The following is a 21,545-nucleotide window of genomic DNA, read 5'->3' as shown; positions in this document are numbered from 1 at the left end:
ACCAACCGGCGGGTAACTAGGTTGAACGCGCAGGCGCCGCACCGCGGCGGGGCATGCGACGGGGGGCTCCATGACGACCGACGACCTCACCGGCGGACGCGAGGTCGTCGTGACCCAGGCCCGGTCGCACACCGAGCGCGGCATCCTGCGGCGCTCGGCCGAGGAGCACCACCCGGGCGCGAGGGTCGTCGGGATCGGGCCGAACGGCGAGGTGCCCTCCGCCCTGGGGGAGGCCCTGCACGGCGACGACACCGTGATCGTCCCCGCCCGCGTGGCCTGGGTGACCCCCGAGCCGGAGGACAGCGGCGCGGTCGGCAAGCTCACCGGGCTCGCGACCTCGGCCGTCATGCGGATGGCCTGGTCGCCGCTGCACCCCTCGATGGCCCGGCACCGCCCGGCCGCGTCGCGGGTCGTGGTGGGGGAGGCCGCGACCGTCGCCGACCTGGTGTCGCGGTTCGTCGCCCAGGAGAGCGGGCGGCCCGGCAGCAACGGCTTCACCCGCTTCGTCGCCCGCCAGGCCGTGCTGGCCTGCGACCGCGCGGAGCGGCGGATCCTCGGCGACCGCTACAAGGTGCCGCGCCGGATGGTCGAGCAGATCACCTCCTCGTCGCGGTTCGCGGCGCTGGTCGACCGGCTCGCCCGGCAGACGGGCACCCCGGCCGCCGAGGTCGAGCAGCGCCTGGAGTCCTGCCTGCACGAGATGGCCGCGGTGCAGAGCCCGCCGGCGATCGACGTGTTCCGGGCGATGATGGGCCCGATGCACTCCAAGGCCTGGGACGTGCAGGTCGACGAGTCCGGGCTGGAGCGGCTGCGGGAGCTCAACAAGGAGCACGCACTGGTCTTCCTGCCCAGCCACCGGTCCTACGCCGACCCGCTGCTGTTCGCCGAGGTGCTGCACGACCGCGACTTCCCGCGCAACCACGTGCTCGGCGGCAACAACCTGTCGTTCTGGCCGATGGGGGCGCTGGGCCGCCGGGCCGGGATCGTGTTCATCCGGCGCACCTTCGGCGGGGACACGATCTACAAGGCCGCGATCCAGGAGTACCTGGGGCATCTGCTCGCGAAGCGCTTCAACCTGGAGTGGTACATCGAGGGCGGCCGCAGCCGCACCGGCAAGCTGCGCAAGCCCCGCATCGGGCTGCTGCGGTACCTGGTGTCCGCGCTGGAGGAGCGCCCCGAGCTCGACGCGATCCTGGTGCCGGTGTCGATCGTCTACGACCAGCTGCACGAGGTCGGTGCGATGGCCGCCGAGCAGCGTGGGGCGGCGAAGAAGGCCGAGGGCCTGGGCTGGCTGCTCGGCTACTTCCGGGACCAGCGCCGCCACATCGGCACCGCCCGGGTGCGCTTCGCCGAGCCGTTCGCGCTGCGCCAGGCGCTGGCCGACGCCGGGCCGGGCCGGGCCCAGCTGGAGAAGGTCGCGTTCCGGGTGTGCGCCGGCATCAACCGGGTCACCCCGGCCACCGCGACCTCGCTCGCGACCTTCGCGCTGCTCTGGGCGCAGGACCGGGCACTGACCCTGCAGCAGGTCCGGGAGGTCGTCGCGCCGTTGGCGGACTACCTGGAGGCCCGCGGCATCCCGGTGCCGATCGCCGAGCTGCGGACCCGGCACGGCCTGCGGATGACCCTCGACCGGCTCGCCGAGGCCGGTGTCGTCACCATCTACGACGGCGGCACCGAGCCGGTCTTCGCCATCAGCACCGGCCGCCACCACGTGGCCGCGTTCTACCGCAACGGCGCGCTGCACCACCTGCTCAACCGGGCCATGCTGGAGATCGCGCTGCTGCGCGTGGGCGACGCCGACCCGGACGAGGACATCGTCGAGGTCGCATGGCGGGAGCTGGCCCGGCTCCGGGACCTGCTGAAGTTCGAGTTCTTCTTCTCCACCCGCCGCGAGTTCCGCGCCGAGATCATCGGCGAGCTCGACCTCGTCGACCCGCAGTGGCGGACCCGCGCGGCGGACCCGGCCGACGTCCGCGGCGCGCTGCGGCAGGCGCCGCTGCTGGTCGCGCCGGGTGTGCTGCGCTCGTTCTTCGACGCCCAGCTCGTCGTCGCGGACCGGCTCGTCGCGCTCGGCGAGGAGCCGATGACCGACGAGAAGGAGTTCCTGGAGGACTGCCTGGGCGTCGGCCGCCAGATGCTGCTCCAGCAGCGGGTCGACCGCGCCGACTCGGTGTCGCGTGAGCTGTACGCCACCGCCGTGCGCCAGGCCGACAACCGCGACCTTCTCCGCGAGCCGGAGTCCGGCGCGGCCGGTGCGCCGCTGGCCGACCGGCGCGCCGCCTGGCTGACGGAGGTCACCGCGGTGATCCACGATCTGGGACGGCTGGGCGAGCTGCAGCGCGCCCGCCTCGAGGTGGTCCTCGGTTCCGGCGAGACGACGACGGTCGCGGCCTCCGCCGCCGCGGGCGCCGTCGTCCCGCCGGCCGGGGCGCAACAGCGTGCGGAAGGGGACTCGGGTGTCGCCAGCTGACGGTGCGCGGGACGGGGACACCCGGGCCAGGATCCGGGCCATCCGGGAGGCCGAGCCCGGACCGGGCACGATCGCCTACTTCGACTACGACGGCACCGTCATCGACGGCTACTCGGCGGGCGCGTTCTACCGCCGACGGCTGCGTGAGTTCGACGTCGGCCCGGTCGAGATGGTGCGCACGGTGCTCTCGGGCATGCGCGGCATCCGCACCGACGACGACTTCAAGGAGTTCCTCGCGATCACCCTCGCGACCTGGAAGGGCCGCAGCGAGGACGAGCTGCTCGCGCTGGGCCGGACCCTGTTCCGCGACGAGATCGCGGCCGCGCTGCACCCGGAGGTGTGGGAGCTCGTCGCCGCGCACCGGGAGCAGGGCCACCAGGTCGTGATGGCGTCCTCGGCGACCCGGTTCCAGGTGCAGCCGATGGCCGAGGAGCTGGGCGCGGACCGCGCACTGTGCACCGAGCTGGAGGTGCGCGACGGCGTGCTGACCGGCCGCGTCGCCGGGACCTCGCTGTGGGGGACCGGCAAGGCCGACGCGGTGCGGGCCGACGCCGCGGCGCACGGCGTCGACCTCGCGGACTGCTTCGGCTACGCCAACGGCACCGAGGACGCGGAGTTCCTCTCCGCCGTCGGGCACGCGGTGGCCGTCTCGCCGACCGACTCGCTTCGCAGGCTCGCGGTGGAGCGGGGCTGGCCGGTGCTCGACTGCGCGCCGCGGGGCGGGCTGTTCCCGAGCGTCGCCGACCTCGCCCGGACCGCGGTGTTCTACGGCGGCCTGCTGGGTGGTCTCGCGACCGCGGCAGGGGCGGGTCTGCTGCACGGCTCGCGGCGGCGCTTCGTCGACATGGCCGCCGGGGTGGGGTCCGACGTCGCGTTCGGGCTGGCCGGGATCGACGTCGAGGTCAGCGGCGCGGAGCACCTGCACTCGGCGCGCCCGTGCGTGTTCGTGTTCAACCACCAGTCCAAGTTCGACGTGCCGCTGATGATGAAGCTCCTCCGCGAGAACTTCACCGGCGTCGCGAAGAAGGAGGCCGCACAGATCCCGGTGTGGGGCCAGCTGTTCTGGGCCGCCGACGTCGCGTTCGTCGACCGCGGCAACTCCACCGCCGCCCGGGAGGCGCTGCGCCCCGCCGTGGAGAAGCTCCGCGACGAAGGGGTCTCGCGGGCCATCGCGCCGGAGGGGACGCGCTCGGCGACGCCGCGGCTCGGCCCGTTCAAGAAAGGCGCGTTCCACATCGCGATCCAGGCCGGTGTCCCGATCGTCCCGGTGGTCATCCGCAACGCCGGCGAGATCATGTGGCGGGGTGCGCAGACGATGCGCGGTGGCACCGTGCAGGTCGCGGTGCTCCCGCCGGTGGACACGTCGTCGTGGGTGCCGGAGGACGTCGGGAAGTACGCCGACCAGGTCCGCGACCAGTTCCTCGACACGCTCGCGGCCTGGCCCGAGCGGCGGATCGCGCAGGACGGACGCAGCCAGGAGGACCCGGCATGAGTGACACTCCGCTGGCGTGGGGTTCTCTCCGCGAGATCTCGTCGTTCGAGACGATGATGTGGCGTGCGGAGGCCGACGACCCCCGGTTCCGCTCGCCGGTCCTCGCGGTCGAGCTGCTCGACGTCCGGCCGGACTGGGACCGGCTCGTGGCCGCCGTCGACTGGGCGACGCGGATGGTGCCGCGCTTCCGCGAGCGGATCCGCGAGCCGCTCGGCGGGCTGGGCACGCCCTACTGGATCCACGACGTCGAGTTCGACCTGCACTACCACCTGCGCCGGGTGCGCATCCCCGGCGCGGGACCCGACTTCTGGCCGGAGCTGTCCTCGATCGCCGAGCAGTTCATGATGACGCCGTTCGACCGGGAGCGGCCGCTGTGGGAAGCGACCCTCGTCGAAGGTCTCCCGGGCGGTCGCGCCGCGTTCCTGCTGAAGCTGCACCACGTGCTCACCGACGGGATGGGTGTGGTCCAGCTGCTGTCGCAGCTGCACAGCCGCAAGCGGGAGCACGACGAGGAGAAGCCGCAGCCCCCCGCACCCGCCACCGAGACGCCCGACCCGCTGGCCGAGGTCGACCGGCTGGTGCGCCGTGAGGCCGGCATCGTCCCGGCGACGGTGCGCGCGGCGCGCGACGTCGTCGGTGCGCTGACCCACCCGCTCTCCGCGGCGCGCGACAGCGCGCGCTACCTGGAGTCCGCGCTGCGGGTGCTGTCGCCGCCGCCGGGCACCGGGTCGGAGCTGCTGCGCCCGCGCGGGACGTCGTGGCGGTTCGTCGCGCTCGACGTCTCCTTCCCCGACCTGCGGGCGGCCGCGAAGACGGTCGGCGGCTCGTTCAACGACGCCTACGTGGCCTCGCTGCTCGGCGCCTTCCGCCGCTACCACGAGGAGATGGGCCACCCGGTCCCCGGCGACGCGGTCCTGCGCACCTCGGTTCCGATGTCGGTGCGCCGACCCGGGGACGCCGACGGCGGCAACCGGTGGGCGCCGGCCCGGCTGCGCGGCCCGATGGGCATCGCCGATCCGGCCGCCCGGCTGCGGGCGGTCGGTGAGCAGATGCGTGCGGCCCGCGAGGAGCCCGCGCTGGAGAGCCCGGATGTCGTCGCCCCGCTGCTGGCCCGGCTGCCCGGACCGCTGCTGACGCTGGTGGCGGGCGGGTCGACCCAGGGCAACGACCTGCAGGCCTCGAACGTGCCGGGCCTGCGGGCGGAGGCGTTCCTGTGCGGGGCACGGATCGAGCGGGTCTACCCGTTCGCGCCACTGCCCGGCTGCGCGGCGATGATCACCGTCGTCACGCACGGCGAGCTCTGCTGCGTCGGCGCGAACATCGACGCCGCCGCCATCACCGACCGCGACACCTTCGCGCGCTGCCTGGCCGAGGGGTTCTCCGAGGTCCTCGCCCTGCACCCGGGATCGGCCGAGCCGGTGGTGGTGGCGTGAGCGCCGTCCACGTCGGCGGGTCCGGCGAGCCGTTGCTGCTGCTGCACGGGGTGACGTCGTCGTGGCGGGCCTGGAAGCCGGTGCTGGCGATGCTCGAGGAGCACCACGAGGTCTGGGCGGTCACCATGCCCGGCCATCTGGACGGCCCGCCGATGCCCGAGGGCGAGTTCAGCATCGACCTGCTGGTCGACGCGCTGCTCGACCAGCTCGACGGGCTCGGAGTGCCCGAGCGGCCGCACGTCGTCGGGAACTCCCTCGGCGGCTGGGTCGCGCTGGAGCTGGCCCGCCGCGGGCGAGCCCGGTCGGTGGTGGCGCTGTCCCCGGCCGGGACGTGGGAGATGCCCGCCGACCTGTACCGGCTGCTCGCGAGCTTCCGGATCGGCGCGATGCTCGCCGGGTGGGCGCCGGTCCGGGCGCTCGCCTCGTGCGGCCTGATCCGCCGGCTGATGCTGCGCGCGCTGTCCGAGCGCACCGACCGTTTCACCCCCGAGGAGGTCGCCGAGCTGTTCGCGGACTTCCTCGGCTGCACGGTGCTCGACCCGCTGCTGTCCGCCGCGCGGATGGACAACGCGATGGCGCCGTTCGAGGAGCTGCCCTGCCCGGTCCGGATCGCGTGGTCGGGCTCGGACCGCACGATCCCCTACAGCCGTTACGGGCGCCCCATGATGGACGCCGTGCCCGGCGCGGAGTTCGTCGTGTTGCCGGGGGTCGGGCACGTGCCGATGGTCGACAACCCGGCCCTGGTCGCGTGGACGATCCTGCAGCACACCCGCTACGAGGTGGCCTCGTGACCGGGCCGGCCGCCGGGGCGCCGGACGGGGCCGTGGACCTGGCCGCGGCCGTCGAGGGCTGGGCGCCGGAGCCGCTCGTCGGCACCGACGCGGTGTCCGCGTGGTCGGTCGCCGCGTTCTCCGGCTTGCTGGACCTCGACCCGGTCGCCGCCGAGGGCGACCCGCTCCCGCCGCTGTGGCACTGGTTCGCCTTCCTCGACACTCCGCCGACGTCCGCGCTCGGCGACGACGGGCACCCCGGCGAGGGTCGCTTCCTGCCGCCGATCCCGGACCGGCGACGCATGGTCGCGGGCGGCCGCCTGACGTGGCACGCCCCGTGGCGGGTCGGTGAACCGGTGACCCGCCGCCAGGAGCTCGGCCCGGTCCGCGTGAAGCAGGGCCGCAGCGGGCAGATGGCCTTCGTGACCACCCGCGCGGAGTTCCACCGCGGTGACACGCTCCTCTGCGTCGAGGAGCAGGACATCGTCTACCGCTCGCAGCCCGCGGGCACCGGGCGCGGGATCACCGCCCCGGACCCGGCGCCGCGTCCGGAACACGAGTGGGGATTCACCGTGCCGACCGGCCCGGAGCTCCTGTTCCGCATGTCGGCGCTGACCTACAACACCCACCGCATCCACTACGACCTGCCCTACGTCACCGAGGTGGAGGGCTATCCCGGGCTGGTCGTGCACGGCCCGCTGTTCGCGCTGCTCGGCCTGGAGATCGCGCGCCGCCACCGCCCGACGGCGTTCGTCCGCGGCTTCGAGTACCGCCTCACCGCACCGGCCTTCGCCGGCGCGGACGTCTGGGTCGGCGGGACCCCGGACGGGGACCGCATCGTCGTCGCCGCGGGATCGGACGGGGCGCCGGAGTCGGTGCGGGGGAGCATCGAGCTGGCGTCCTGACCGGTCAGGTCCGCGGGGCGTAGCGGCGGACGAACCGCCGCTGGCCCGAGGTCGCCGCGTCCCACGTCACCGCGCACCCCGCCGTCCGCCCTCGAAACACCGGGCGTCACGCACCGGTGGCCCCGACCACCGGTACCCGCCTCCCGCCGGGCCGCGACCGGCTCCCGCGGGATCGATCAGCACGATGCGGCCCTCCGCGGGGCGGAAACGTGCTGATCGCCGAGGAGTCACGATGTCTCGGGGTCCGCCATCGCGGCGAGTGCCTGGGCCAGCGCCTCCTCGACGCGGGCGGCCTCGACACCGGCCGCGGACAGGACGCCGTCGCCGTCCTCGGTCTCCAGCAGCGCGAGCAGGACGTGCTCGGTGCCGACGTAGTTGTGTCCCAGCCGCAGCGCGTGGCGGAACGTCAGCTCCAGGGTCTTCTTCGCGTCCGGGTCGAACGGGATGAGGGCGGGGAGGGTGTCCGCGGGGGCGGGCAGCGCGGCGGTGGCGGCCTCGCCCAGCGCCGCGGTGTCGGTGCCGAGCCCGGTCAGCAGCAGCACCGCGAGCCCACGGGTCTCGGAGAGCACGCCGAGGAGCAGGTGCTCCGGCGTGATCCGGTCGTTGCCGGCCGCACGGGCCGACTCCTGGGCGGCGACGACGACGGCCCGCGCCCGCGGGGTGAAGCGCTCGAAGCCGCCCGCCATGTCGGTCCCGGGGTCGGCGCGGGGCACGAACCGCTTCTGCGCGGCCTGCTTGGACACCCCCATGCTGCGGCCGATCTCGGTCCACGAGGCGCCGGATCGCCGCGCCTGGTCCACGAAGTGGCCGATCAGGTGGTCGGCCACCTCGCCGAGGTGGTCGCCGGCGAGCACTGCGTCGGACAGCTGCTCCAGGGGGTCCTGGTGGACGGCGGTGATGGCTCGGATGAGGTCGTCGAGACGGACGGTGGTGCCCGGAGGCGTCGGAGTTCCCATGCGTCAACCGTAAGTTGACGCAGGCGATCCGTCAACACTGGGTTGACGGTCATTCGTGCTCGGGCAGCAGCGGCACCTGCAGGCCCTCGTCGTGGCCGAGGCGGCTGGCGCGGCCGACCGAGGCCGATCCGAACCGGCTCCGGACGGCGTCGAGCGCGGTGTCCAGGGCGGGTCCGGCGTGCGCGTCGAGCGGCAGCTCCAGCTGCAGGGCGTCGTCGCGGTCGAGGTTGGTCAGCGACAGGCCGAGCAGGGTGATCCCGCGGCCGTGGATCTCGGGCAGCGCGTCGACGAGCAGTCGTCGTGCCGCGGACAGGATCGTCGGGGTGTGGGCGGTCGCGACCGGCAGGGTGTGCGAGCGCGTGATGCGGGCGTAGTCGCCGAACCGCACCCTCAGCACGACGGTGCGGCAGACCCGGCCGCCGGCGGGAGTGCCGATCGCGCCGGTGTCCGCCGGATCGCCGCCCGATTCGGCGGCGTCGAACGGGTCGGCGGTCCCGTCCGGCTCGTCGCGGTCGGACCCGCGAGGGGCGCGCAGTCGCCGGGCCAGCCGGTCGACGGTCGAGGCCAGGATGCCGTCCAGCTCGGCGTCCGTGCGCGGGCGCCGGCCCAGGGCCCGCTGCGACCCGATCGACCGGCGGGTCCGGTGGGTGTCCACCGGCCGGGGGTCCTGCAGGTGGGCCAGGGCGTGCAGGTGGCGGCCGGCGCCGGGTCCCAGGTAGGAGACCAGCGCCGCCTCGCCCAGCGCCGCGACGTCGGCGACGGTCCGCACCCCGACCTCGTGCAGCCGGGCCGCGGTCACCGCGCCGACGCCCCACAGGCTGCGCACCGGCAGCGGGTGCAGGAACTCCCGTTCCCGGTCGGGGTGGACGACCAGCAACCCGTCGGGCTTCGACGCCCCGCTGGCCACCTTCGCGAGGAACTTCGTGCGGGCCACGCCGACGCTGATCGGCAGACCCGCCTCCCCGGCCACCCGCTCGCGCAGCCGCGTCGCGATCTCCCGGGGGGTCCCCACGATCCTCTCCAGACCGCCGACCTCCAGGAACGCCTCGTCGATGGACAGCCCCTCGACCTCCGGGGTCGTGTCGCGGAACAGCGCGAACACCGCGCGGCTCGCCTCGGAGTAGGCCGCCATCCGCGGCGGCACGACGATCGCCTGCGGGCACAGCGCCCGCGCCTGGCGCCCGTTCATCGCGGTCCGCACGCCGTAGGCCTTCGCCTGGTAGCTGGCCGCCAGCACGACACCGCCGCCCACGATCACCGGCCGCCCGCGCAGCCGCGGGTCGTCGCGCTGCTCGACCGACGCGTAGAACGAGTCCAGGTCGGCATGCAGGATGGTGGCCAGGCCGCGCACGAACACATGTTCGCATGCGGCCGGGGCGACGGCGAGGGCTCGGTGTGGTGGCTCAGGAGCCCCCGGTCCGGCTGCGCCAGCGCTCGCGGGCCCGCCGGGCGGCCTTCGCCACCGCGGCGTCGGGGTGGTGCTCGCCCAGCGCGGCGAGCACGTCGCCGACCCGGGGATGGTCGAGCTGCCACAGCATGTCGAACACGTCGAGGGACTCGGGCGGGAACTCGGCGGCGAACGCGTCCGGCCAGTCCTCGGCGTCGACGGTGTCCAGCGCGACGGCCAGCACGTCGACCGAGGCGACCAGCAGGAGCTCCGGCTCGACGGCGTCGGGGTCCAGCTCCCCGCGCGCGACGAGCCGGCGGGCCACCATCCCGCGGTGCGGGCCGTCGAGGTGCTCGCGCAGCAGGGTGTCGACGGTGTCGGCGCCGAACCGGTCCGCGGCCACCCCGGTCGCGGTGAGCGCGACCAGCAGCGACTGTCCCGGCGCGAGCGCGGCGGCCACGAAGTCCGCGACCGCGCGGGCCGGGTCGGGCTGCGCGGCGTGCCAGGCGTCGATGTCGCGGCGCCACTCGTCCGGCGCGACCTCTCCGGCCAGCTCGACGATCTCCGCGGCCGAGGCGACCGCCGGGTCCGGGCGGGTCGGGTAGTGCAGGTCCTCGGCGGCGAGCAGCAGCAGCGCGCAGGCGACCCCACCGGGGGTCAGCTGCACGATCCCGCCGACCCGCACCTGGCCGACCAGGTCGTCGGGCTCGGTCCGCGAGCCGGTCCAGGCGACGACGCCGAGCCGCTCCAGCTGCTCCAGCAGCAGCTGCGCCCGGCCCTCGGCGACGCCGGTGTCGCCGGGCTGCTCCTCGGTCCAGTCGAGCAGCACGTCCAGGGCGTGGCACAGGTCGTCGTGGTCGACGCCGTCCTCGACGTGGCGCAGCAGGAACAGCAGGGCCGGGGTCGCGTCCTCCGATGGCGGGCCGTCCCCGGCGCCGAGCAGCGCCTCGATCGTCTCGTCGTCGATCCCGGCCCCCGGCACCGGGGCCTCGTCGTCGAACCCGAGGACCACGTCCTCGAGCGGTGCGGGCAGCGACGGGTGGGCCGACGAGCCGGCCGGGCGGTCGGGGTCGGTCCCGTCGTCGACGACGGCACGCGGCCAGCCGGTCGAGAGCGCGCCCACGTCGCGGGCGGCCAGCACGAGGTCCTCGTGGGCGGTGGTGTCGTCGAGCCCGGCGAACCGTGGCACGGCCACCAGCCTGCCCTTCTCCCGGCGCACCGCGCCCGCGCGCACGCTGGTCTCCAGCACCCAGGTGAGCGTCCGCAGCCGGGTGGAGCGGTCGAGGCGGCCGTAGCGGTCCGGCTCGTCGCCGGTGCCGAGCAGGTCCACCAGCTCCCGCGCGTCGGCCAGCCGCAGGTTGCCGGTCGCGGTCAGCGGCCTGCCGCGGTCGCCGCACCAGGCGGCCAGCGCGCGGGCGTCGTGCAGGATCCGGGCCTGCGCCGCGGACGCCGCCCGGTCGGCGGGCGAGGGGATCCGCACCGGGTCCGGGTCGTCGCCCAGCTCGGTCAGCAGCGGGGACCCGGCTCCGGCCTCCAGCTCCTCGTACTCCTGCACGTACTCCCCGCACAGCCGCCGCACCTGCGACGGCCGCGGCCCGCCCGGGGCGAGCAGCCCCCGTTCGTCGAGGTACTCGATGAACGCCGCGACGCTCGCGGGCACCAGACGCACCGGCAGCCGGTGCTCCAGCACGACGTGCGGGCACCAGCCGTCGAGGAAGGTCTCGACGTGCTCCAGGGGCCAGTCCGCGAGGTCACCGTCCGCCGCCAGCCACTTGTACTGCAGCAACAGCTCCGCCGACATCGGCTCGGCGTCCACCTCGTTCTCGGTGAGCCACGCCGCGAACCCGTCGAGCAGTTCCTGGGCGGCCGCGTGGAACTCGTCGTCGGAGTCCGGGCCGAACCGCATGCGCATGGCCCGAGTGTGCACGCCCGGCGGGCCGGCCACACCCACGGCCACGGATCGGCGTGTCCGGAGCGGGCCACCGGCTCGGCAGGCAGGATGGCCGGGACATGACCACACTCCTCGCCCTGCTCGCGGCCGCGGCCGCCATGGCCGGCAACACCGTCGCCGCCCTCTGGGAGGCCCGCGGGAGCCGGCTGGCGAAGTACGGGCGGCCGGTGTGGCTGCAGCCGTGGTTCCTCGCCGGGCTGTTCGCCGACATCCTGGCGTGGGTGCTCACCGTGGTCGCGCTGCGCTACCTGCCGGTCTTCGCGGTCCAGTCGATCCTCGCCGGCGCGATCGCGCTGACCACGCTGGCCGACCACGGCTGGAACCCGTGGAACCTGATCCGGCGCGACCGGTGGGCCGTCCTGGCGGTGCTCGCAGGCCTGGTCGTGGTGGCCGCGAGCGCCGAGCCGGACCGTCCGGACGCGCTGCCCCCCGTAGCCACCCCGGTCCTGCTGGTGTCGTTCGTGCTGATCCTCGCCGCCGCACCGTTCGTGTGGCGGGCCGGGCGGCCGATGCTGCTGGCGCTGCTGGCCGGGCTCGGGTTCGGCGGTACCGCGCTGGCCGTGCGGGCCATTCACCCCGGGCCGCTGCGCTGGGAGACCGCGGGCAGCCTGCTGCTCGACCCGCTGGTGTACGGCGTCGTCGCGATGGGCGTGCTCGGGGTGCTGGCCTTCGCCCGCGCCCTGCAGGACGGCGCCGTCGGTCCGGCGACGGCGGTGCTGTCGGTGACCGAGGTCGTGGTGCCGGGTGTCGTCGGGCTCGCGCTGCTCGGCGACCGGATCCGGCCGGGCTGGGAGGGCGCCGCGCTCGCCGGGGTGCTGGTCGCGCTGGCCGGGGTGGTCGTGCTGACCCGTCCCGACCCGGAGTCGGTGCGCCGCCGGGTGCACTGAGCCGGGCCCCCGAGCGGGGAACAGCCACGGCCGGAGTCGGTGTTGCCCCCACATGACGAGCACCTGGACCTCCGCGACGACCGAGAGCACCGAGCGCGCCGCGCACGACACCTGGCGCGCCGACCGCGAGCGGACCCTGGCCGAGCCGCACGGCTGGCTGTCGCTGACCGCCCTGCACTGGCTCGACGACGGCGAGGGCGGGCTGCCGGGGCTGCCCGGCACCTGGCGGGTCGCGGGCCCGGACGCGGTCGCGGTCACCGCCGAGGCGGCCGACGGCGTCGTCCTGCCCGGCACCGACGCGCCGCTCGACGGCACGGCGCACCTGCACCCGGTGGACGGCGCACCCGGGGTGATGGTCACCGTGGGGGAGCGGGTCGTCGAGATCGCGCGGCGCACCGACTCCTATGCGCTGCGCGTGCGCGACCCGAGGGCGGTCACCCGGACCGCCTTCACCGGTGTCCCGGCCTGGGGTTACGACCCGGCCGCGGTCGTCGACGCGGTGTTTACCCCCTACGACGCACCGCGCACCGTCACCGTGGACGCCGTCGTCGCCGGCCTGCAGCACTTCCCGACCGCCGTCGGCGAGGTCGCCTTCACCTGGGCGGGCCGCCCGCAGCGACTGGTGGCGCTGGCAGGCAAGGACGGGGGCCTGTCCCTGCACTTCCGCGACGCCACCTCCGGGGACACCACCTACGGCGGCGGGCGCATCCTGCGCACCGACGACCCCGCCCCGGACGGGACCCTGCGCCTCGACCTGAACCGGGTGGTGAACCTGCCCTGCGCGTTCACCGCGTACGCCACCTGCCCGCTGCCGCCGGCCGGGAACACCCTGGACGTGCCGGTGGAGGCGGGTGAGCGGACCCCGTCGCGGCCCGACCAGGTCTGAGGCGAGGGGCGGCCCGGCACACGGGGAGCGTGTGCCGGGCCGACGGCACGCCGCGGCGGTTGCAACCTCCCCGCAACCGGTGTCGTGGGTCACGCGGGTGGTGTTCACTCCGGTCGTTGCCCCGACGACCGCGGCAGGACGGCGAGCGCCGCCACGGTCGTGGCGAACCGCTCGCTGGAGGTGCCCGTGACGACCACGCAGGAGAAGACGGCGGCACGCACGACCGCGGAGGGCTGGCTCACCGCCTTCGCCGACGCCCTGTCCGCCCGCGACATCGACCGCGCCGTCGGGCTGTTCGCCGACGAGAGCTACTGGCGCGACCTGGTCGCGTTCACCTGGAACCTGAAGACCGTCGAGCACCACGACGGCATCCGGGACCTGCTGACCCACACCCTGGACCCGACCGACCCGTCGCACTGGGCGCTCTCCGCCGAGCCGACCGAGGCCGGCGGTGTCACCGAGGGGTGGTTCACGTTCGAGACCGCCGTCGGGCGCGGCTCCGGGCACGTCCGCATCGTCGACGGGAAGGCGTGGACCCTGCTCACCACCCTCGACGAGCTGAAAGGCCACGAGGAGCCCCGCGGGGAGAACCGGCCGCTCGGCACCGAACACGGCGCCAACCCCGCCCGGGTCACCTGGAAGGAACGCCGCGACGCCGAGCTGGCCGAGCTGGGCCACACCCGCGACCCCGAGGTCGTGATCATCGGCGGCGGGCAGGGCGGCATCGCGCTGGGCGCCCGGCTGCGCCAGCTCGGTGTCGACACGATCATCGTCGAGCGCAACGAGCGGCCCGGCGACTCCTGGCGCAAGCGCTACAAGAGCCTCGCCCTGCACGACCCGGTCTGGTACGACCACCTGCCGTACCTGAAGTTCCCGGACAACTGGCCGGTGTTCGCGCCGAAGGACAAGATCGGCGACTGGCTGGAGTTCTACACGCGGATCATGGAGCTGAACTACTGGGGCTCCACCACCGCGAACAGCGCGGAGTTCGACGAGGCGTCCGGTCGCTGGCGCGTCGTCGTCGACAGGGCGGGCGAGCGGATCACCCTGCGCCCGCGCCAGCTCGTGATCGCGCTCGGCGTCTCCGGCAAGCCGAACATCCCCGACTTCCCCGGGCAGGAGCAGTTCCGCGGCGAGGTGCAGCACTCGTCGCAGCACCCCGGCCCGGACGCCTACCGGGGCAAGAAGGTCGTGGTCATCGGCTCGAACAACTCCGCCTTCGACATCTGCGGGTCGCTGTGGGAGGTCGGCGCCGACGTCACCATGGTGCAGCGCTCGTCGACCCACATCATCAAGTCCGACACGCTGATGGAGTACGGGCTGGGCGACCTCTACTCCGAGCGCGCGGTCAAGGCGGGCGTCGACACCCACACCGCGGACATGATCTTCGCGTCGATCCCCTACCGGATCATGCACACCTTCCAGAAGCCCGCCTACGACAAGGCCCGCGAGGTCGACGCGGACTACTACCGGCGGCTGGCCGCCGCCGGGTTCGAGCTGGACTTCGGCGACGACGACTCCGGCCTGTTCATGAAGTACCTGCGCCGCGGCTCGGGCTACTACATCGACGTCGGCGCCGCCGAGCTCGTCGCCGACGGCGAGGTGAAGCTGGTCCGCGGCCAGATGCAGGAGTTCACCGAGAAGGGCGTGAAGCTCGCCGACGGCACCGAGCTCGACGCCGACCTCGTCGTCTTCGCGACCGGCTACCGGTCGATGAACGGCCTGGCCGCCGACATCGTCGGCCAGGACGTCGCGGACACGGTCGGCAAGGTGTGGGGCCTGGGCTCGGACACGACCAAGGACCCGGGTCCCTGGGAGGGCGAGCAGCGCAACATGTGGAAGCCCACCCAGCAGCAGAACCTGTGGTTCCACGGCGGGAACCTGCACCAGAGCCGGTTCTACTCGCTGTACCTGGCGCTGCAGCTCAAGGCGCGGGAGGCGGGCATCGACACCCCCGTCTACGGGCTGCAGGAGCGGCACCACCTCTCCTGACCGCCGAGCAGGAGAGCCACCGGGGTGGCCGCGCGCCGGGATCGCGCGCGGCCACCCCGTACTAGCGTTGCGCGGGTGACCACCTCCGACGGCGCGGTGCCGTCCACCCGGGCGCTCTGGGCCGAGCTCGAGCCGGTCCACGACGTCGTCTACTTCGCCCCCGAGGCGCAGGCCGCCGCCGGGGCCGCCGGGTTCCGCGGGTTCTGGCGGGGCTACTTCGCGATGCGTGCCGCGCCACTGGGGCCGGTCGGCGCGGCACCCGTGACGGCCGCGTTCCACGGCTTCCACCCGTCGATGGTCGCCCGCGCACTGCCCGCGGTCTGGTCGCTCGGCACCTCCGCTGCGGCGCTCGCGGCCCGCCTCGCCGGTGCCACCGCCGCACTGCGCCGGTCCGGTCTCGACGGTGCCGGCCCGGCCGCCGACCCGGCCGCGCTGCGCCGGGCCGCGGAGCTGGCCTGGGCGGCCGCCGGGGAGGTCGACGTCGACGGCCGCGTCCTCGCCGCCGCGAACGCCGCACTGCCCCGCCCCGACGGCGACCTCGAGACCCTCTGGCAGGCGACGACGACGCTGCGAGAGCACCGCGGGGACGGCCACGTCGCCGTCCTGGTCGCGCGGGGCGTCGGCCCGGTCGCCGCGCACCACCTCAAGATCGCCGCCGGGGAGACCGACGGCGAGTGGCTGCGCACCGCCCGCGGGTTCGACCCCGAGACCTGGGCGGCCGGTGCGCAGGACCTGCGTGCCCGCGGCTGGGTCGACGCCACCGGTGCGCTCACCGCCGCGGGCGCGCAGGAGCACGACGAGATCGAACGGCTCACCGACCGGGCCGCCGCCCGCCCGTGGGCCGCCCTCGGCGCGGACCGGACCGCCGAGCTCGCCGCGCTGCTGGCGCCGATGGCGTCGGCGGTGCTCGCGGCCGGGGACGTGCCCGCGCACGGCCCGGTCGGGCTCGTCCGGGACGCCCGATGAGGACCGCCACGACGGTGGAGGCCTCCGGCGGCGACTGGCGCGAGACCGTCGAGTTCGTCGTCGAGGCCGAACGGCTCGGTCTCGACGACTGCTGGGTCGCCGAGGCGTGGGGGTCGGACGCGCCGTCGGCGCTGGGCTACCTCGCCGCCCGCACCGAGCGGATCCGGCTCGGCTCCGGGGTGATCCAGGTCGGCACCCGATCGCCGGTCGCGGTCGCCCAGGCGGCGCTGACCCTGCACGACATGTCACAGGGCCGGTTCCTGCTCGGCCTCGGCGCGTCCGGCCCGCAGGTGATCGAGGGCCTGCACGGGGTGCCGTTCGCGCGCCCGCTCACCCGGCTGCGTGAGACGATCGAGGTGGTCCGGGCCGCCTGCGCGGGGGAGCGCATCGACTACGACGGCGAGACCGTCGCGATCCCGCTGCCCGGCGGCGAGGGCCGCCCGATGCGGCTGTCGACGACGCCCGTGCCGGACCTGCCGGTGTTCGTCGCGGCGCTGTCCCCGCGGATGCTGGAGCTCACCGGGCGGGTCGCCGACGGCTGGCTGGGCACGAGCTTCGTCCCGGAGGGCGCCGAGGCCTACCTCACCCACCTCGACACCGGTCTGCGCGCGGCCGGGCGGGCCCGGTCCGCGATCGAGGTCTGCCAGGGCGCCGAGGTCGCCTTCGCCGCCGACGAGGCCGAGCAGGCGGCGATGGCCGACGCCCGCCGCCCCGGCATCGCGTTCAGCCTCGGCGGGATGGGCACCGCCGAGCGGAACTTCTACTACGACGCCTACCGGCGCCAGGGCTGGGGCGAGCGCGCCGACGCCGTCCGCGCCGCCTGGCAGCGCGGGGACCGGGCCGGCGCCGCGGCCCTGGTCACCGACGAGATGGTGCTGGGGACGACGCTGATCGGCACCCACGAGCGGGTCGGCGCGCGGCTGCGGGACTGGGCCGCCGCAGGCGTCGACACCGTCCGGCTCTACCCCGCGGGCGAGACGCTCGACGAACGACTCGGCACCCTGGCGCGGGCCGTCGAGCTGGCCCGGGCCGCGGGGTGAGCACACGGCGGCGGCGCGCCGCTGCTCGGACTACCCACGCGGCGCTCGTAGGCTCGACTCTCCCCAGGTCAGGCACGCCTCACCGGTTGTCGGACGGATCACGAACGGGTGTGGGCGCCCCACGGTCGGGGCACTCCCGGTACGTCCCGAACCGACATCGGAAGGAGCGGTGAGCACCATGGCCACCCCGATCACCAGCCCGCTCGACGGCGGCGCCACCGACATCACCGGCCGCGTGCTGCAGGAGACCCTGGTCGACCTCGTCGACCTGTCCCTGGTCGCCAAGCAGGCGCACTGGAACCTCGTCGGCAAGCAGTTCCGTGACATCCACCTGCACCTCGACGAGCTCGTCGACCTGGCGCGCGAGCACGGCGACTCGGTCGCCGAGCGTGCCGCCGCCATCGGCGTCGCCCCCGACGGTCGCGCGAGGACGGTCGGCCGCGACACCGGGCTGCCGGAGTACCCGGCGGGCTACGTGTCCGACCAGGACACGGTGCTGACCATCTCGGCGACCGTCGACGCCGTCGTCGACCGGCTGCGTCCGCGGATCGAGCAGGCCGGCAAGGCCGACCCGCTCACGGAGGACCTGCTCATCGAGCTGGGCCGCGCGCTGGAGGAGGCCCGCTGGATGTGGCAGGCCCAGGCCGCCGGCTACCGCGGCGAGGTCTGAGCAGCACCCACCACACCGGCCCCGGACGTCCCCACCACGGCGTCCGGGGCCGTCGTGCGTCCGCAGGCGTGAGGCCCGGAGCGTGAGGCCTGCGGTGTGAGATCCGCAGCGTGAGATCTGCGGCGTGAGATCCGCGGTGGGTCACTGCACCGCCGTCGCGGCCGCGGTGACCGTCGCCCGCCAGATCGCCATCGCCGCCCACAGCACGAACACCCCGACCGGCAGTGGCAGCGCATCGGGCAGGTCCGCGCCGTAACGCGGCCGCAGCGCGCCGGCCCGCCACACCCGGCCCGCCTCGTTGACCGCGTCGGCCGTGGTGAGCAGCGCGAACCGGTGCCCGACCCCCGAGCCGCTGAGCCGGTAGGCCAGGTCGCCGACCTCGACCGTCCACCGAGGGCGCGACAGCGGCCCGTCCGGATGGTCGACCGAGCGCTGGATGCGGGCGCGGACGTCGCCCTCCAGTGCGAACCGGGCGATCCCCTCCGAGCGCAGCGCGTAGGGATGCCCGTCGATGACGAGGTCCCGGTGGGCCTGCCAGGCCCGTGCGCTCCACCCGGTCACGGCTCTGCCGTCGGCGGTGACCTCGTAGCGCACGCGGAGCAGCCCGGCCGGAACGGAGGTGGCACGCAGCTGCACCCGCCCAGCGTGCCACCTCCGGTGGCCGCCGCGGGAGGATCATCCGGTGAACCGTGCGATCGTCCTCGCGTTGCTGGCCGCCTGCGCCGGGGTGGTGGACGTCTGGGCGGTGGTCGCCCTGGGTGGCGCCTTCGCCGGCGTCGTCACCGGCAACCTCGTGACGGCGGGGCATGCCGTCGCCGTCGCCGACCCGGTCGAGCTGCTCCCACCGGCGGTCGCGGTGGCGGGCTTCGTCGCCGGGGTCGGTCTGTGGTCGCTGCACCGGCGGTGGCGGCGGGACGCGGTGTCCGCGCCGCTGCTGGCCGAGCTGGTCGTGCTGGTCGCACTCGCCGTCGCGTGGCTGCTCGCGTCCGCCGCGACGCTGCCGCTGCTGGCCGGGGCCGCGGTCGCGATGGGTGGACAGAGCAGCGTCGCCCGGCTGCTCGGGGAGTCCACGACCTACATGACCGGCACCCTGACCGGTGCGGTCGCCGACCTGGTCACCGGCGACGGGCGGCGATGGTCGGCGCTGCGCCAGCTCGGCGCGCTGGTGCTCGGGGCCGTCGCGGGCGGGCTCCTGCTGGAGCACCTGCGGCCCGCCGTGCCCGCGGTGGCGGCGCTGCTCGCCGGGGCGGCCGTCGTCGTCCACGCCGTCGGCGCCCGGCGGGTGCAGGATGGTCGGGTGGGGCCCGCCGCCCCGTAGGACCCCGCCACTCGTGGGACGACGTAGAAGGAGTACCGACCGTGCCGCTGCACCCGCAGGTGGAAGCCCTCCTGACGCTCTTGGCCGAGCAGGGCGGTGACCCGCCGGAGACCATGACCGTCGAGCAGAACCGGGCCATGCTCCGGGGGATGGCCGCGGTGTCCGGCCCGCCCGAGCCGGTCGCGGCGGTCCGCGACGACCGCGCCGGTGACGTACCGGTCCGCATCTACACGCCCGAGGGCACCGGCCCGTTCCCGATCCTGGTCTTCTACCACGGTGGGGGCTGGGTGATCGGCGACCTCGACAGCCACGACCCGGTGTGCCGGTCGCTGGCCAACCGGTCCGGCGCGGTCGTCGTCTCGGTCGACTACCGGCTCGCGCCCGAGCACCGGTTCCCCGCGGCCGTCGACGACGCCGTCACCGCCCTGGACTGGGTGCACGCCCACGCCGCGGAGTTCGACGGCGACCCGGCCCGCATCGCCGTCGGCGGCGACTCCGCGGGCGGGAACCTGTCGGCGGTCGTCGCCCAGCACGCTCGCGACCACGGTCCCGACCTGCGGTTCCAGCTGCTGGTCTACCCGGCCGTCGACGGTGCCGACGAGAGCCCGTCGATGACCGAGAACGCACAGGGTCCGCTGCTGACCCGGGCCATGATGGAGTGGTTCATGGGCCACTACCTCACCGACGAGAAGGACCTGCGCGACCCGCGGATGTCTCCGGCCCGTGCCACCGACCTGTCCGGGCTGCCGCCCGCGCTGGTCGTCACCGCGGAATTCGACCCGCTCCGCGACCAGGGCGCTGCCTACGCCGCGGCGCTGAACGCCGCGGGGGTGAAGGCGGAGCTGCGCGAGTCGCCGGGCATGATCCACGGGTTCCTGCAGTTCGGCGCCGCGGTCGACGACAGCCGTGCCCTGCTCGACGAGGCGGGCGCCGCCCTGCGCACCGCTCTGGCCTGACCCACCCCCGCACCCGCTCCTCCCCGTGCGCCGAGCCCGCGGCGTCGTCGTGCGGGGCGGGGTGGGCGGGGGCGCCGGGGAGGTCGGGGAATGCCGGTCCCGGGCCGGTCGTTGCGGATGCTCAGAAGGCCGTCCGACCCGAGGAGCACCGTGCCCCGCCTGTCCCCGCCGGTGGCGTTCGCCGTCGTCGCCGCGACGTTCGTCTGGTTCCTCGCCGCGTCGTCCGCGCCGTCCCCGCTCTACGTCGTGTACCAGGAGAGCTTCGCCTTCAGCGAGTTCACGCTCACCACGGTGTTCGCGGTCTACGTCCTCGCGCTGATCGCCGCCCTGCTCGTCGCCGGGTCGCTGTCGGACCACATCGGGCGCAAGCCGGTGCTGCTCGGTGCGATCGCGCTGGAGGCCGTGTCCCTGGTGCTGTTCCTGCTGGCCGACGGCGTCGGCTGGCTCCTGGTCGCGCGCGTCGTCCAGGGCGTCGCGACCGGCGCGGCGACGGCGACGCTGCCCGCGACGCTGGTCGATCTCGCCGCCCGCGGTGACCGGCCCGAGCGCGCCGGCGTGGTCAACGGCACGGCGCCGCTGTCCGGTCTCGCCGTCGGGGCGCTGGGCTGCGGCCTGCTCGTCGAGTACGCGCCCGCGCCGACCCGCCTGGTCTGGGCGCTGCTGCTCGCCGGCCTGGTCCTGGCCGCCGTGCTGGTCGCCCTGATCCCGGAGACCATCGACCGTCGGCCGGGGGCGCTCGCGTCGCTGCGCCCGCGGGTCGGGGTGCCGCCGCGGGTGCGGTCCGGGTTCGCCGTGATCGTGCCGATCCTGCTGGCGAGCTGGGCGCTCGCCGGGCTCTACCTCTCGCTCGGGGGCTCGGTGGTCGCGCAGGTGTTCGGTGTGCGCGACCACCTGGTCGGCGGGCTCACCGTCGTCGCGCTCGTCACGCCCGGCGCGGTGACGGCCTTCGCGCTGCGCGGGCGCGTCCCGGTGACGCTGCTCGTCCCGGCGGCCTGGCTGCTCGCCGCCGGCACCGTCGTCACGCTGGCCGGGGTGCTCACCGGAGTGCTCGCGCTCGCCGCCGTCGGCGCGGTCGTCGCCGGGCTGGGTTTCGGCTCGGCCGCCTACGCCACGTTCGGGACGATGTCCACGCTCGCCGCCCCGCACGAGCGCGGCGAGCTCTTCGCGGCCCTCTACACGCTCGCCTACCTGGCGTTCTCGGTGCCGGCGATGGTCGCGGGCGTCGCCGCGACGCTGGGGGAGCTGCGGCCCACGGCGCTGGTGTACGGCGGCGTCGTCGCGGTGCTCGCCGTCGTCGCGGCGGTGCTGGGCCGTCGCGTCCCCGTCCCCGCGACGGGCGAACCGGTCCCCGCGCCGACCCGCGGCAGCTGATCGGCGGACGGCCCGACGGGTATGCGTTACCCCGTCCGTCGGTGAACGCGGCCAGGCGACCACTCGTCGCCTACTCCGCGTCGGCGGGTGTCACG

The 21,545-nt window shown here is 75.1% G+C and carries 18 protein-coding genes; 14 read left to right on the top strand and 4 right to left on the bottom strand.

Translation table 11 applies throughout. The features are described 5' to 3' along the window. Positions 1-70: 70 nt before the first annotated feature. Genes KPL59_RS23965 through KPL59_RS23945 form a run of 5 tightly spaced genes read left to right on the top strand, consistent with a single transcriptional unit; the run spans position 71 to position 7,070 of the window. Positions 71-2,470, top strand: coding sequence for a glycerol-3-phosphate 1-O-acyltransferase (locus KPL59_RS23965; RefSeq protein WP_226362027.1), 2,400 nt, complete (start codon positions 71-73; stop codon positions 2,468-2,470). Beyond that, the gene (locus KPL59_RS37130) at positions 2,457-3,962 is read left to right on the top strand and encodes an HAD-IB family hydrolase (protein ID WP_226362026.1); all 1,506 of its coding nucleotides are present in this window, start codon (positions 2,457-2,459) and stop codon (positions 3,960-3,962) included. Before KPL59_RS23965 ends, KPL59_RS37130 begins: the two co-directional genes overlap by 14 nt. Next, positions 3,959-5,395 (top strand): wax ester/triacylglycerol synthase domain-containing protein, encoded by a 1,437-nt coding sequence (locus tag KPL59_RS23955; protein WP_226362025.1) that lies wholly within the window; start codon positions 3,959-3,961, stop codon positions 5,393-5,395. The genes KPL59_RS37130 and KPL59_RS23955 overlap by 4 nt, the downstream gene beginning before the upstream one ends. Beyond that, positions 5,392-6,186, top strand: a complete 795-nt coding sequence (locus tag KPL59_RS23950; RefSeq protein ID WP_020621837.1) for an alpha/beta fold hydrolase — start codon at positions 5,392-5,394, stop codon at positions 6,184-6,186. Before KPL59_RS23955 ends, KPL59_RS23950 begins: the two co-directional genes overlap by 4 nt. Then, complete coding sequence (locus tag KPL59_RS23945; RefSeq protein ID WP_226352403.1) at positions 6,183-7,070, top strand: MaoC family dehydratase N-terminal domain-containing protein; 888 nt, start codon at positions 6,183-6,185, stop codon at positions 7,068-7,070. The genes KPL59_RS23950 and KPL59_RS23945 overlap by 4 nt, the downstream gene beginning before the upstream one ends. A gap of 227 nt (positions 7,071-7,297) precedes the next feature. On the opposite strand, the gene KPL59_RS23940 is transcribed toward KPL59_RS23945, so the two are convergent. Genes KPL59_RS23940 through KPL59_RS23930 form a run of 3 tightly spaced genes read right to left on the bottom strand, consistent with a single transcriptional unit; the run spans position 7,298 to position 11,325 of the window. After that, positions 7,298-8,026, bottom strand: a complete 729-nt coding sequence (locus KPL59_RS23940) for a Clp protease N-terminal domain-containing protein (RefSeq protein ID WP_226352402.1) — start codon at positions 8,024-8,026, stop codon at positions 7,298-7,300. Between the two features lie 49 nt (positions 8,027-8,075). Beyond that, positions 8,076-9,383, bottom strand: coding sequence for a DNA polymerase IV (gene dinB, locus KPL59_RS23935; protein ID WP_226352401.1), 1,308 nt, complete (start codon positions 9,381-9,383; stop codon positions 8,076-8,078). Positions 9,384-9,429: 46 nt separating this feature from the next. Continuing rightward, on the bottom strand, positions 9,430-11,325 hold the full coding sequence (locus tag KPL59_RS23930) for a hypothetical protein (protein WP_226362024.1): 1,896 nt from the start codon (positions 11,323-11,325) through the stop codon (positions 9,430-9,432). 98 nt (positions 11,326-11,423) lie between these two features. Here KPL59_RS23930 and KPL59_RS23925 point away from each other — a divergent pair, with 98 nt between their 5' ends. The 6 genes from KPL59_RS23925 (at position 11,424) to KPL59_RS23900 (ending at position 17,805) form a co-directional block, all read left to right on the top strand. Further along, positions 11,424-12,251: a hypothetical protein gene (locus tag KPL59_RS23925; protein WP_020622541.1), complete on the top strand. Its 828-nt coding sequence runs from the start codon at positions 11,424-11,426 to the stop codon at positions 12,249-12,251. 52 nt (positions 12,252-12,303) lie between these two features. Beyond that, positions 12,304-13,137, top strand: coding sequence for a DUF1684 domain-containing protein (locus KPL59_RS23920; RefSeq protein ID WP_226352399.1), 834 nt, complete (start codon positions 12,304-12,306; stop codon positions 13,135-13,137). Positions 13,138-13,323: 186 nt separating this feature from the next. Next, a complete protein-coding gene (locus tag KPL59_RS23915; RefSeq protein ID WP_226362023.1) occupies positions 13,324-15,129 on the top strand; it encodes an NAD(P)/FAD-dependent oxidoreductase in 1,806 nt (601 codons plus the stop codon). A gap of 75 nt (positions 15,130-15,204) precedes the next feature. Further along, positions 15,205-16,095: a hypothetical protein gene (locus KPL59_RS23910; RefSeq protein WP_226362022.1), complete on the top strand. Its 891-nt coding sequence runs from the start codon at positions 15,205-15,207 to the stop codon at positions 16,093-16,095. Further along, positions 16,092-17,135 (top strand): LLM class flavin-dependent oxidoreductase, encoded by a 1,044-nt coding sequence (locus KPL59_RS23905; protein WP_226362021.1) that lies wholly within the window; start codon positions 16,092-16,094, stop codon positions 17,133-17,135. The genes KPL59_RS23910 and KPL59_RS23905 overlap by 4 nt, the downstream gene beginning before the upstream one ends. A gap of 178 nt (positions 17,136-17,313) precedes the next feature. Further along, positions 17,314-17,805: a DNA starvation/stationary phase protection protein gene (locus KPL59_RS23900; protein WP_060714524.1), complete on the top strand. Its 492-nt coding sequence runs from the start codon at positions 17,314-17,316 to the stop codon at positions 17,803-17,805. 141 nt (positions 17,806-17,946) lie between these two features. Here KPL59_RS23900 and KPL59_RS23895 read toward each other — a convergent pair whose 3' ends face one another. Next, a complete protein-coding gene (locus KPL59_RS23895) occupies positions 17,947-18,441 on the bottom strand; it encodes a hypothetical protein (protein WP_226352397.1) in 495 nt (164 codons plus the stop codon). Between the two features lie 46 nt (positions 18,442-18,487). Here KPL59_RS23895 and KPL59_RS23890 point away from each other — a divergent pair, with 46 nt between their 5' ends. The 3 genes from KPL59_RS23890 to KPL59_RS23880 all read left to right on the top strand — a co-directional run bounded on the left by KPL59_RS23890 (position 18,488) and on the right by KPL59_RS23880 (position 21,450). After that, positions 18,488-19,123: a DUF1275 family protein gene (locus tag KPL59_RS23890; protein ID WP_226352396.1), complete on the top strand. Its 636-nt coding sequence runs from the start codon at positions 18,488-18,490 to the stop codon at positions 19,121-19,123. Between the two features lie 41 nt (positions 19,124-19,164). Beyond that, positions 19,165-20,079, top strand: a complete 915-nt coding sequence (locus tag KPL59_RS23885) for an alpha/beta hydrolase (protein WP_226352395.1) — start codon at positions 19,165-19,167, stop codon at positions 20,077-20,079. A gap of 150 nt (positions 20,080-20,229) precedes the next feature. Next, on the top strand, positions 20,230-21,450 hold the full coding sequence (locus KPL59_RS23880; protein WP_226362020.1) for an MFS transporter: 1,221 nt from the start codon (positions 20,230-20,232) through the stop codon (positions 21,448-21,450). The last annotated feature ends 95 nt before the right edge of the window (positions 21,451-21,545 follow it).

The sequence above is a fragment of the Pseudonocardia sp. ICBG1142 genome (assembly GCF_020496255.1).
Taxonomy (GTDB): Bacteria; Actinomycetota; Actinomycetes; order Mycobacteriales; family Pseudonocardiaceae; genus Pseudonocardia.
This window is presented reverse-complemented; position numbering and strand designations above follow the sequence as displayed.

What these genes read in the sequence shown, in the direction of transcription:
- KPL59_RS23965 (WP_226362027.1), top strand. Translation starts at nt 71, where the DNA reads ATGACGACCGACGACCTCACCGGCGGACGCGAGGTCGTCGTGACCCAG.
- KPL59_RS23955 (WP_226362025.1), top strand. Translation starts at nt 3,959, where the DNA reads ATGAGTGACACTCCGCTGGCGTGGGGTTCTCTCCGCGAGATCTCGTCG.
- KPL59_RS23940 (WP_226352402.1), bottom strand. Translation starts at nt 8,026, where the DNA reads ATGGGAACTCCGACGCCTCCGGGCACCACCGTCCGTCTCGACGACCTC.
- KPL59_RS23930 (WP_226362024.1), bottom strand. Translation starts at nt 11,325, where the DNA reads ATGCGCATGCGGTTCGGCCCGGACTCCGACGACGAGTTCCACGCGGCC.
- KPL59_RS23925 (WP_020622541.1), top strand. Translation starts at nt 11,424, where the DNA reads ATGACCACACTCCTCGCCCTGCTCGCGGCCGCGGCCGCCATGGCCGGC.
- KPL59_RS23920 (WP_226352399.1), top strand. Translation starts at nt 12,304, where the DNA reads ATGACGAGCACCTGGACCTCCGCGACGACCGAGAGCACCGAGCGCGCC.
- KPL59_RS23905 (WP_226362021.1), top strand. Translation starts at nt 16,092, where the DNA reads ATGAGGACCGCCACGACGGTGGAGGCCTCCGGCGGCGACTGGCGCGAG.
- KPL59_RS23900 (WP_060714524.1), top strand. Translation starts at nt 17,314, where the DNA reads ATGGCCACCCCGATCACCAGCCCGCTCGACGGCGGCGCCACCGACATC.